The organism is Nitratireductor aquibiodomus (assembly GCF_900105565.1).
Lineage (GTDB): Bacteria > Pseudomonadota > Alphaproteobacteria > Rhizobiales > Rhizobiaceae > Nitratireductor > Nitratireductor aquibiodomus.
Map to the genome: position 1 here is coordinate 839,444 of NZ_FNSL01000001.1, position 11,605 is coordinate 851,048.

Annotated in this window: 9 protein-coding genes; 4 read left to right on the forward strand and 5 right to left on the reverse strand. The window is 61.4% G+C overall.

Going from position 1 to position 11,605, the window contains the following annotated elements; translation table 11 throughout:
* Nucleotides 1-3: 3 nt before the first annotated feature.
* From BLW55_RS03995 to BLW55_RS04005, 3 genes are all read right to left on the reverse strand, one after another.
* Nucleotides 4-1,437 carry a UbiA family prenyltransferase gene (locus BLW55_RS03995; RefSeq protein ID WP_007007794.1) on the reverse strand — a complete coding sequence of 478 codons (1,434 nt, stop codon included), beginning with the start codon at nucleotides 1,435-1,437 and terminating at the stop codon, nucleotides 4-6.
* Nucleotides 1,438-1,658: 221 nt separating this feature from the next.
* Nucleotides 1,659-1,931 carry a hypothetical protein gene (locus BLW55_RS04000; protein ID WP_007007793.1) on the reverse strand — a complete coding sequence of 91 codons (273 nt, stop codon included), beginning with the start codon at nucleotides 1,929-1,931 and terminating at the stop codon, nucleotides 1,659-1,661.
* Between the two features lie 107 nt (nucleotides 1,932-2,038).
* On the reverse strand, nucleotides 2,039-4,504 hold the full coding sequence (locus tag BLW55_RS04005; protein ID WP_090326860.1) for a mechanosensitive ion channel family protein: 2,466 nt from the start codon (nucleotides 4,502-4,504) through the stop codon (nucleotides 2,039-2,041).
* A 198-nt stretch (nucleotides 4,505-4,702) separates the two neighbouring features.
* Here BLW55_RS04005 and BLW55_RS04010 point away from each other — a divergent pair, with 198 nt between their 5' ends.
* From BLW55_RS04010 to BLW55_RS04025, 4 genes are read left to right on the forward strand one after another with little or no spacing between them, the layout of a single operon-like run.
* A complete protein-coding gene (locus BLW55_RS04010) occupies nucleotides 4,703-5,962 on the forward strand; it encodes a sarcosine oxidase subunit beta family protein (RefSeq protein WP_090326863.1) in 1,260 nt (419 codons plus the stop codon).
* Nucleotides 5,963-5,972: 10 nt separating this feature from the next.
* On the forward strand, nucleotides 5,973-6,248 hold the full coding sequence (locus BLW55_RS04015; protein ID WP_090326867.1) for a sarcosine oxidase subunit delta: 276 nt from the start codon (nucleotides 5,973-5,975) through the stop codon (nucleotides 6,246-6,248).
* Entirely contained in the window at nucleotides 6,245-9,238 is a 2,994-nt protein-coding gene (locus BLW55_RS04020) for a sarcosine oxidase subunit alpha family protein (RefSeq protein WP_090326870.1), read from the forward strand. Before BLW55_RS04015 ends, BLW55_RS04020 begins: the two co-directional genes overlap by 4 nt.
* On the forward strand, nucleotides 9,231-9,821 hold the full coding sequence (locus tag BLW55_RS04025; protein ID WP_025030488.1) for a sarcosine oxidase subunit gamma: 591 nt from the start codon (nucleotides 9,231-9,233) through the stop codon (nucleotides 9,819-9,821). The genes BLW55_RS04020 and BLW55_RS04025 overlap by 8 nt, the downstream gene beginning before the upstream one ends.
* Nucleotides 9,822-9,934: 113 nt before the next feature.
* Here BLW55_RS04025 and BLW55_RS04030 read toward each other — a convergent pair whose 3' ends face one another.
* Both BLW55_RS04030 and BLW55_RS04035 read right to left on the reverse strand, forming a co-directional pair.
* Complete coding sequence (locus BLW55_RS04030; protein WP_090326873.1) at nucleotides 9,935-10,525, reverse strand: EF-hand domain-containing protein; 591 nt, start codon at nucleotides 10,523-10,525, stop codon at nucleotides 9,935-9,937.
* A 273-nt stretch (nucleotides 10,526-10,798) separates the two neighbouring features.
* Nucleotides 10,799-11,506: a nitroreductase gene (locus tag BLW55_RS04035; protein ID WP_007007786.1), complete on the reverse strand. Its 708-nt coding sequence runs from the start codon at nucleotides 11,504-11,506 to the stop codon at nucleotides 10,799-10,801.
* Nucleotides 11,507-11,605 lie beyond the last annotated feature (99 nt).

The following is an 11,605-nucleotide window of genomic DNA, read 5'->3' on the forward strand; positions in this document are numbered from 1 at the left end:
GCTTCAGAACCCCGCCGTAAAGAGGAGCACCGCCCCCAGAACACCAAACAACTGGCTGCGCCAGTCGCTGATGATGAAGACGATTGGATCGTCATGCATTTCGTCGCGCCGCGCCAGGATCCACATGCGGATTGTGATGTAGAGGACAATGGGGCAGAGCGGCCAGATCAGCCAGGGCATCTCATAGAGGTCACGCACGGCACTGCTTTGAATGTAAAGCGCCAGAACCATGGCCGAGGAAAAGGCGGAGGCCATGCCGGCCTGTGCGATCACTTCCTGATCTTCCGTGCGATAGCCCCGACCTGCGATGCGCTCGCCCGCGGGAAGCTCGGTGGAACGCAGTTCCACATAGCGTTTGACCAGCGCCAGGGAGAGAAAGAAGAAAACGGAGAAGGCCAGGAGCCAGAACGACACGCCGATCATGGTCGCCGCACTGCCGGCAAGAATACGCACCGTGTAGAGCCCCGCCAAAGTCAGCACGTCGATGAGCAGCATGCGCTTGAGGGAAAGGGAATAGGCGGTGGTGGCAATCAGGTAGCCAATCAGCACCAGGCCGAAGAGTGGCGGAAGAAAAAGCGCCGTTGCGCCGCTTATCGCCAGTAGCACGAGCATGGACGCGAAACCGAACGGGATCGAAAGCGTGCCGCTTGCGAAAGGTCTGTTCCGCTTCGTGGGATGCCGGCGATCAAGGCCGAGATCGAAGAAGTCGTTCAGAATGTAAATGGCGGACGCTGCCGTGCTGAATGAGATGAATGCCAGGACGCACAGGGTCAGAAGCGGAGCATTGAAATATTCGTGGCTGAGGATCAGCGGCACGAAGATCAGGCTGTTCTTGAGCCATTGATGCACTCTGAGCATCTTCACATAGGTCTTGAATGTGGGTTTCGCCGCCTCGAGAAGCTCGCCGCCATTCCGCGCGTGCCAGCGGGCAGCCGCCCGGTCGGGTGCAACGACAACAGCCCTGCGCGCGGCATCGAAGACCGCGATATCCGCGCGGCTGTTGCCCGCATAATCGAACCCGCCATCGCCGAATGCCCTGACCAGCGCGTCACGCTTCATGCCGGAGGCCATGTTGCGGCCGGGCTCTGTGGAAATGACCTCGTCAAAAACGCCCAGATGCAAGGCGATCGCATCGGCAAACTTTTTGGGCGAAGCCGTTGCCAGGACGATGTGACGACCATCCGCCCTGTCCTTGCGAAGCTGAGCCAGAAGGTCCTGCCGATAGGGCAGCCCCGCGGCATCCAGATCGACGCGCGAAGCGATCTCGCATTTCAGCCGCGCCTTGCCGCCCATCAGCCAGAACGGCAACAGAAAGAGACAGAGGGGCCGGCGGCGCAGGAGAAGAAACAGACTCTCCCACAACAGATCGGTCGCAATCAGAGTGCCGTCGAGATCGACAGCCAAAGGCACTGCATTGCGTTCGGATCGCGCGTCCATAAAAGCCCCCGCATAAAAGACCGTTCTTCCAACGGCCTTACGCGAAATGAGCTTCCAAAGTCTGAAGCGACAGACAGTCGGGGCAAACCCGCAAGCAGATTTCAGGAATACGCTTAAAGTTTCCCTAAGGGCACCTGGCAAATACCCCGTAAGAACAGCAAAAAACTCCGGCAATCACTTGCCGGAGTTTGCAAAACTTCTCGAGCTCTTGTGGCGCGGTTCTACCGCACGCGGCCGCGACCTTCCGAAATCTCTACAGTCTCTGAGCCGGTCAGCACTTCGCGGTCACCATTGGGCATCGTCACGAAGCAGCCGGCCGAGCAGAACTCGATGGTTTCGCCAGCGCCGACCACGATCTCGGATTGCGAACCGCCTTCCGTCACAACAATGGTTCGCGGTTCACTGTCACGGTTGACGACACTGGCCGCGAAAGCCGCGCCGCCTGCGACCAGCAGCGCCACGGCTGCAAGCAAGAATGTCTTCATGGTCTTCATCGGTGTGTCACCGCCCCTGTAGCAGCGGGCCCTTGAGCCCCTTTTCGCCTCGTTTATAGAGATTTCAACCTGAACGGCAACTGAACGGCATATTCAGGCGATCAGGATTATTCCGGATCGACCTTGCGCCGGCGCCGGCGTCTGCCCGCCGGCACCTCATCCTGCTCTTCCTCCATCTCATCGGCTGGTTCTTCATCCTTCGGCGTCTCATCGGGCTCCTGTGCTCTGAACAGCCCCGAGCGCACGTGGATATCGCGTTGCGGGAACGGAATTTCGATTCCCTCCGCCTCGAATGCATCGACGATGGCGAAGCGGATATCGTTCTGCACATTCAATTGCATAAGGATGTCGGAAAGATAGACGCGGATCTCGAAATCAAGCGACGAATCGCCGAAACCGGCAAACAGAACGAACGGCTCCGGGTTCTTGAGAACGAGCGGATGTGACTTGGCGATTTCCAGAAGAATCTCGTGCACGCGGCGCACATCCGAACCATAGGCGACACCGATGGGTATCTCCATGCGCCCGAGCTTGTTGCGATGGGTCCAGTTGCCGACGGCAGCATTGATCAGTTCTGAGTTCGGCAGGATCACCGACTGGCGCTGGAATGTTTCGATCTCCGTTGCGCGCACGGAGATCTTCTTCACCGTGCCGGACACGCCGCCCGCGACGATCCAGTCACCCGCCTTGAACGGGCGCTCGGCAAGAAGGATCAGGCCCGAGACGAAGTTCGAGACGATGTTCTGCAACCCGAAGCCGATACCGAGTGAAAGGGCACCGGCCACGAGGGCCAGGTTGGAGAGGTTGATGCCGGCCGCAGAGATGCCGATCAGGGCAGCGATCACCAGCCCCACATAGCCGATGCCTGTGCGGATGGAATTGCGCACACCGGAATCCATGCGACTGCGCGCCATGACCTTGCCGTCGAGCCAGCTCTGAAACCAGCGCGTGACGAAATAGCCGACCACGAAAACCAGAATACCGGTGAGAATGCCGATGATGGAAAACGACAGGGAGCCGACCTGGATCCTGCCGGCAATACGGTAGCTCCAGGCCGTCAGATCCGCCCAGCGGAACCCCCATTGCAGAAGAATGAGCGGCACACCGATCAGGACCACGACCGTGTTTATCAGCATGCCGGTGACCAGGCCGAGCTGATCGAGCGCGGTTTCATCGAAAGCGGTGTACCGTTCCAGCCGGCGCGCCAGCCAGGAATTGGCGAAAGCGCCCTCCGACGTGATCGCCCCGGCCGTGAGGAAACCGATATACATGGTCGCAACGATCGCGCCCGTCACCACCGCCTGCTGCGAAAGGAACCGCGCAAAACCGATATAGCCAAGCATGGCCGCGATGATGATCGCAGCCCCGAGGGCAAACAGGAGATAGCGGAATTTGAGCGGCCATTGTCTGGGCCTGCCTTCCTCGTCGTCCAGAGGGCTGACGCCGCCGATCGCCATAATGAGCAGACCAACGATTACGGTGGCCACGAGGCTGGTCGCCACCGTCAGCGAAAGCTGCGAGCCGAACAGCGAATAGACCTGATCCATGAAATAATCGAAACCGGTCGAGACAGCCGTGAAAACCGCCAGCACGAGCAGCCACTGTGCCGCCTGCGATCGCACGGGCAACAGCCGCCAGTTCGGTCGTCGGGGCGCAAGAATGGCGCGTGCCAGACGGTAGACGAAATAGACCAGGAGAATGACAGAGAAGAGAGACCAGAGAAGCGGTGCTATATCGCTGCGCAGCAAGCTGAAATAATCGAGGAAGTAGTAGGTTGAGGCCAAAAAGACGCCGATCGAGAGCGACGGTATGAGCGTGGAGAACAGCGCCAGCGAAAGGCGGCTGAGATAGGTGGGTTCCGTCTCGGTCGGGTCCGGCTCGATGAAATCGCCAAACAGACGCCGCCCCCCGAAAAGCAGCGCAAGGGCGGCGATCGTTGCGAGCGCAGTGGCGAGCAGAAGTGAATTAAGGCGATATTTAACGACAAAGGTCAGCCAGGCGGAAACCCGCTTGTAGACCCGCCCCACCTCCTGCGTGAATTCACCGGCCACATCAGAGCTGAGCGCCGCGGAAACGTCGTAGCGGCGTGAAAGCGTGCGCGTGAAGAGGTCGCGCCTGAGTTCGGCGATCTCGTCAACAATGCTGTTGATGCGCACGGAAAGCCGTTCGGCATCGCCGATCAGCACATTGAAACTCGCCTTTTCATCCAGGAGCCGGGTGCGCTCGCGCGTCACCTCCTCGGGTTCGGCTGGTTCCCCCTCCTTGCGCGGCTCACCCAGTTGTTCGAGCCGTGTGTTGATCTCCGTTAGCCTTGGGCGAAACGCCAGGCTGGCATCGAAAACCTCGCGCGCGAGCCTTTCCAGCTCAACACGAACTGCGACGAGTTCGCCGTCATCAGCGGCCTGATCGTCTACCTCCTTTTCCATCCTGTCGACGGTTGCTTCGATCCCGGAGAGCTTTTCGCGCTGGGTCTGCAGAAAGTTTTCCGGTCCCTGCGCCGCCGCCGGCGCAAGCACCGCAAACTGGAAAACAAGGCACAGGAGAACCGGCAGGGCACGAAGCTTCAACAACATTTCTGTCAGTCTTCTCACGGAATCACATGCAATCGGAGGTCAGTGTCGATACGCGGACATTGCCTGAGCGACGCCTGCGCAGCAAGCTTATCGGCGCATCAGGGTCGGGCCTGTGCAAAGCCATGGCGCTTTATTTGCCTCCGGCGTCTGGCGTGTCCTATAGCTTAAGGCTGGGTCAGGCAAAAAGAATGGCGGCGCATGGCGGAATATTCAGCTCTTTCGCTTCTGAAGAATGCTCTTTCAGGCAATCGGGACTGGAAACCGGCCTGGCGCAAGCCCGATCCCAAACCGAGATACGACGTCATCGTCATCGGTGGCGGCGGACATGGTCTGGCAACCGCCTATTATCTTGCAGCCGAACACGGCATCACCAACGTTGCCGTACTGGAAAAGGGCTGGCTCGGCTCCGGAAATATCGGCCGCAACACCACGATTGTGCGCTCCAACTATCTTTTGCCCGAATCCGTCCGTTTCTACGAATTTTCCATGAAACTCTGGGAAAACCTCTCCCATGAGCTCAACTACAATGTGATGTTCTCGCAGCGCGGCGTTCTCAACCTTTCCCACAGCCCCGGCCAGGCCGACGCTTTCATCCGCCGCGGCAACGCCATGCGCCATGGCGGCGTGGACGCCGAATGGCTGACGCCGCTGGAGATCGCACGCAAGGTGCCGGGTCTGGACACCTCCGGCTCAGCGCGTTTTCCCATCGCCGGCGGGCTTCTGCAGCCGCGTGCGGGCACGGCCCGCCATGACGCGGTCGCATGGGGGTATGCACGCGCCGCCGACCGGCGCGGTGTCGATCTGATCGAGAATTGCGAGGTGACAGGCTTCCTGCGCGACGGCGATCAGATCACCGGCGTTTCCACCACAAGAGGCGACATTCGGGCAAAGAAGGTGGCGCTGGCGGTTGCCGGTAGCACCAGCCGGGTGTTGCAGCGTGCCGGCATCAAACGCTTCCCCATTGAGAGCCACGTCCTTCAGGCTTTCGTTTCGGAAGCGATCAAGCCCTTCGTGAACTGCGTCGTGACCTTCGGTGCAGGCCATCTCTACATGTCGCAGTCCGACAAGGGCGGGCTGGTCTTTGGCGGCAGTCTCGATTTCTACAATTCTTACGCCCAGCGTGGAAACCTTCCCGCGGCGGAAGACGTGATGAGCGAAATCTGTGCCATGTTCCCCGCCGTCGCGCGGCTGAGACTGCTGCGCTCCTGGGGCGGGGTGATGGACATGTCGATGGACGGGTCCCCCATCATAACCAGAGGGCCCCTGCCCGGCCTCTATCTCAATTGCGGCTGGTGCTATGGCGGGTTCAAGGCGACGCCTGCCTCCGGCTATTCCTTCGCCTGGACCATCGCCAGGGACGAACCCCACGCCATCAACGCGCCCTTCACGCTCAGCCGCTTCGAGCGCGGTGCGGCGATTGACGAAACGGGCCATGGCCCGACACCCAAACTGCATTGAGGGACACGCCATGCTGATCGACTGCCCGCATTGCGGCCCCCGCGACCTCGCCGAATTCTCCTACCAGGGCGACGCGACGCGCACGCGCCCTGATCCCGCTTCCACCGATACGAAAGCCTGGCTCGACTATGTCTATAACCGGCCGAATCCGGCAGGGCTGCACCGCGAATACTGGCAGCACGCCGGCGGATGCCGCGCGCATCTGGTGGTGGAGCGCGACACGCTGACACATGAAATTCGCTCGGTCGCCTTTGCCAGAAATGCGAACAGCGGAGACGCCGCATGAGCCCCCGCCGCACCAGGACGGGCGGGCTGATAGACCGCGCCCGCACCATTCGCTTTACGTTTGATGGCGAGAGCTACACCGGTCATGCCGGAGACACGCTGGCCTCGGCGCTTCTCGCCAATGGCGTTTCGCTCGCAGGCCGCTCGTTCAAATATCATCGCCCGCGCGGTGTCTTCAGCGCCGGTATCGACGAACCGAACGCGCTCGTGACGCTGTTGCGGGAAGGCGTGCGCGAGCCCAACATTCCTGCCACGCAGATCGAAATCTATGACGGGCTGCGTACGGAAAGCCAGAACCGCTTTCCTTCTCTGGCATGGGATCTTGGAGCGGTAAACCAGCTCGGCGGTCGACTGATTGGTGCGGGCTTCTACTACAAGACCTTCATGGGCCCGGTGATCGGGCCACTCAAGGGCACGCGCTTCTGGATGATGTGCGAACATTTCATCCGCCGTGCCGCCGGTCTTGGCAGAGCCGATTACGAGGCTGACCCCTCGCGCTACGAGCGGGTGAACGCCTTCTGCGACGTTCTGGTGGTGGGCGGGGGCATCGCCGGCCTGATGGCAGCCGAGGCTGCTGCAAAGGCCGGAAAGCGCGTGATCCTCGCCGAACAGGAACCGCAGACCGGCGGCTTCGCCCGCTGGTCGGACGAGACCCTCGACGGAAAACCCGCCCATCAATGGGTGGCAGAGCTGACGGAACGGCTCACCCGCTTCGACACTGTACGTCTCTTACCGCGCACTGCGGTCTGGGGCTATTATGACGGCAACACGCTGGCCGCGCTTGAACGTGTCCACGATCATGTGGCCCGCACGCCGAAGGGACACGCGCGCCAGCGGCACTGGACAATCCGTGCCCGCGACGTGGTTCTGGCGACGGGCGCACTGGAACGCCCCATCGTCTTTCCCGGCAACGACCGTCCCGGCGTCATGCTGGCCGGCGCCACGCGCCGCTATGCCACAGAATTCGGCGTTCTGCCCGGAAACAGAACCATCTTCTTTACCAACAATGACAGCGCCTACGAGGCTGCGGTTGCTATCAAGCGCGCTGGCGGCCATATCGCAGCCATTGTCGATGTGCGTCCACGGATCGGTGATGCGGCCACCGCACTTGCCACCGAGGCGGGCGTAGTGCCGCTGACCGGTCATGCCGTCGCCGGCACAAAGGGCAGCCGTGCGTTATCCGGAGCACTTGTTCAGGCGTTCGACGCGGAAACGGGCAGGCTTTCGGGAGAAGCACGGCCACTTGAATGCGACAGTCTCGCGGTTTCCGGTGGCTGGCAGCCGGTGCTTGATCTGGCAAGCCAGGCGGGCGCGAAACCGGTCTGGGATGAGGATAATCAGGCGTTCCTGCCCCCCGAGCCAGCGCAACGCTGGGCGGGTGCCGGCGCATTCCTTGGCAAATTCAGCTCGGCCGACGCGCTGGCAAGTGGCCGCGATGCGGGCTTGAAATGCGCCGGCAAGCGCCCATCCCGCGCCAGACTGCCTGAAATCGCGCCAGAAGCACTCAATCCTGCGCCAGCGCCGGTTCTTGAAATTCGTGGCAGGGGCAAGGCTTTCGTTGACTTCCAGCACGATGTGACCGCCGACGATGTGCGGCTCGCCCACCGCGAAGGTTTCGTCAGCGTCGAGCATCTTAAGCGCTACACGACGCTCGGCATGGCGACTGACCAGGGCAAGACCTCGAATGTCCCGGGGCTGGCCATTATGGCGGCAGCACGCGGCATCACGATCCCCGAAGCCGGCACCACGCGGTTTCGCCCGCCCTACTCCCCGGTGGCCATCGGTGCTTTGGCTGCGGAACGCTATGGCGATCTGAAGCCCGAGCGCTTCACCCCTATGCATGACTGGCATGTGGAACACGGCGCCGAGATGACCCCGGCGGGTCTCTGGCACCGCCCGCTGGTCTACGCAAGTGCTGGTGAAACGGTCGAACAGGCTTACATCCGCGAGGCAGCGGCGGTGCGTCGCTCCGTGGGCATTGTCGATGTCTCCACACTGGGCAAGATCGCGGTCAAGGGCCCCGATACCGCCACCTTCCTTGATCGCGTCTACACCAACACTTTCTCCACGCTGAAAGTGGGCAAGGCCCGCTATGGTCTGATGCTGCGCGAAGACGGCATCGCCTTCGACGACGGCACCACCTGGCGGCTCGGCGAAACCGATTTCTTGATGACCACAACCACCGCCAATGCAGGCGCGGTGATGCAGCATCTGGAATATTGCCTCGACGTTCTCTGGCCCGATCTCAGAGTGCACCTGACCTCGGTGACGGACCAGTGGGCGGGCGCCGCGATCGCCGGCCCGCAGGCCCGCGCAGTGCTGGAGCGCTGCGTGACGGGGACCAAAGTCGACAATGAGACACTGCCCTTCATGGGCATTGTTCATGGCCAGATTGACGGTGCACCCGTCATGATCTGCCGCCTCTCCTTTTCCGGCGAACGCGCCTATGAGGTTTATTGCGGCGCCGGTCATGGGCAGCATGTATGGGAAGCGCTGATGGAAGCAGGCGAACCCTTCGACATCACGCCCTACGGCATGGAGGCGCTTGGCGCACTGCGCATCGAGAAAGGGCACGTGACAGGTGCCGAGATCGATGGCCGGACCACGGCCCGCGATCTTTATCTCGACTGGATGCTGTCCAAGAAGAAACCGTTCATCGGTTCAGGCCTGATGGACCGCCCTGCACTGATCGACAGGAACCGGCTGCGGCTCGTCGGCATCGTCTCGCTCGATGGCCAGAAGCTCGGCGGCGGCGCGCATCTGGTAGAGCGCGGCAGTTCAGATGAGCCGGGAGAAAGCATCGGTCATGTGACGGCCTATTGCTACTCACCGGCTCTGCAGAAATACATCGGCCTGGCGCTCGTCAGGGGCGGCAAGGCGCGCCATGGAACGCGGGTCCTGCTTTCCGATCCGCTACGCCGGCGCTTCGGTCAGGTGGAGGTCGTCAGCCACCATTTCTTCGATCCGGATGGGGAGCGCATGCATGGTTGAGCGCGCATCACCGCTGGGCGGCGGTTTCCGCCCCGGCTCCCATGGTGACTTCGCCGACGGAAACGGCGTCACGATATCCGAAGTCTTGAAGGGCTCGATTGTCGAGGCGAATGCCTGGCCCGGCAAAGAGAAAGCACTGGCAGAAAGCATTTCCGCCACCTGCCGTCTCACGCTTCCGGCCTTGCCCGGAAACGGCGCTGCCAGCCGCGAGGGCACCTGCGCCTTCAACATCGGCCCCGGCCGGTTTCTCGTAAGCGGGATGGATGAAGCTCTGGCAGGGGATATCATTGCTGCCATTGGCGACGAGACCGGCACCGTGACCGATCTCTCCCACGGGCGCACGGTTCTGAGCATCGAGGGTCCGCGGGTGGAATGGGTTCTGGCCAAGCTCTTCGCGCTGGACTTCAGCCTGACTGCCTTCCCGGTCCATGCCGGCCGGGCGACGGCGCATCACGATGTGTTCGTGCAAATCCAGCGCCGGGGCGAGAAACGCTTCGAGTTCTACGTTTTCCGCTCGTTTGCAAGAGCTTTTGCCAAAACGCTTTGCCGGGCGGCAGAAGATGTGGGCTATACAATTAGATAGGTTCGGAAGATAGGCCCGGCGCGGCGACACCGGACCTATCGGCCGGTTCGCGGAAGCCCCAGACGAACCGGCTTGATCGTCCGGGAGGCAGTTCGTACCTCCCGGCATTCTTGTCAGCCATTGTCGGCGTCGGGTGCCATCTCAGCCGGCGGTTCGCCCGGACGCATGTCACCGCGCGGTCCACCGCGGTGGTCGCGCTTGTGATGCATCATCTTTCCATGATGCCCACCGCGCCTGTCGGCCATCTGGCGGAACCCGCGGCGCATTTCGCGTTGGTCGACCTTGCCGTCATCATTGGCGTCCATGAGTGCAAAGCGCTTCGCCTGCTGGCTTTCGATCTCGGCGATGGTGACGGTGCCATCACCGTCAATGTCGAGGCGCTGTGCGGCACGCTTCGCCCGGCGCTCGACGATGCGCTCCGTGACCATGTCCTGAAGCTCGGTTTCTGAAAGCACCCCGTCACCATCGGCATCGGCGGCCTTCAAACGTTCAAGACGCACTGCGGAAAACTCTTCAATGGTGATGCTGCCGTCACCGTCTGCATCAAGACGGGCAAAGCCCCGCATCGTCTTGCCGCCTTTGCCATTCATGCGCTCGCCGGCAGCCTGGGGCACAGCCTCGTCAGAAGAAGCCTCCTGGGCGATGGCGGCAGAACCGGCGATCAGGCTCAGAGCCATGGCCGACAAAAGGATATTGTTCTTCATGTCTGTCTCCTCGTAGGGGCGCCGCAAGGGAAGCGGCAGGGAACGAAGAGACCTTGGCCGATCGCACATTACGACGACCTTGCCGGGAAATTACAATTTTGTAAGCAACCGTCGGTGCGGAGAACAGGCTTAGTGTCTGAATCAAAAAGCGGCAGGCCGCGGCGAGAATGGCGGTTTTCGAGCATCGGAGCGGAGCGTACATGCGGTACGTGAGCACCGAAGCGCAGGAAAACGCCATTTGCAGCCCGGTCTGGCGACTTTTGGATCAGACACTTAGCGAACGAAGGAGACGAATTCCTCCAGCGGCGCACGTTCGCTGCGCAGTGCGTTTTCCGGCTTCGAGACATCCTCATGGCCGAGCGCCATGCCGCAGACCACGATCTCCTCGTCGGGAATGCCGAGGATCGGGCGAATCTGCCTGTGGTAGGGAGCGAATGCCGCCTGCGGACAGGTATGAAGATCACGCCCCCGCGCGGCAATCATCACCGATTGCAGGAACATGCCGAGATCGACCCACGAGCCCTTGTTCAAACGGCGGTCGATGGTGAAGATCAGGCCAACTGGCGCATCGAAGAAGGTAAAATTCCGGTCGTGCTGGGCACGCATGCGCTCCACTTCGCGCCGGCCGATGCCCAAAAGGCTATAGAGCGCATAGCCCACCGCACGGCGCCGTGCGAGATAGGGCTCGAAAAACTTGTCCGGATAATATTTGTACTCGTCCCACTCGATCTTTTCCGGACGTACGCCGGAAGCAAGAATCGCGTCGGACAGCGCCCCTTTGCGCTCACCGGAAACCACATAGACCTTCCAGGGCTGCATATTGGTGCCGGAGGGCGCGCGCGCGGCAACGCGAAGAATATCCCTGATCGTCTCGTCGTCGACCGGGCGCGGCAGAAAGGCCCGCACGGAGCGACGTGTCAGCATCGCCTCGTCGACAATCTCCGCAGCAGACAGTTCGTTCTTCTTCTCAGGGGCCAACATGCCGCCATCCTTCCTGGAAGTCTCAACGGATCTGCGACAGGCCCCCTGCATCAATATCGCAATCCGTTCAGGACCAAATGCACTCATTCACTATGCTGT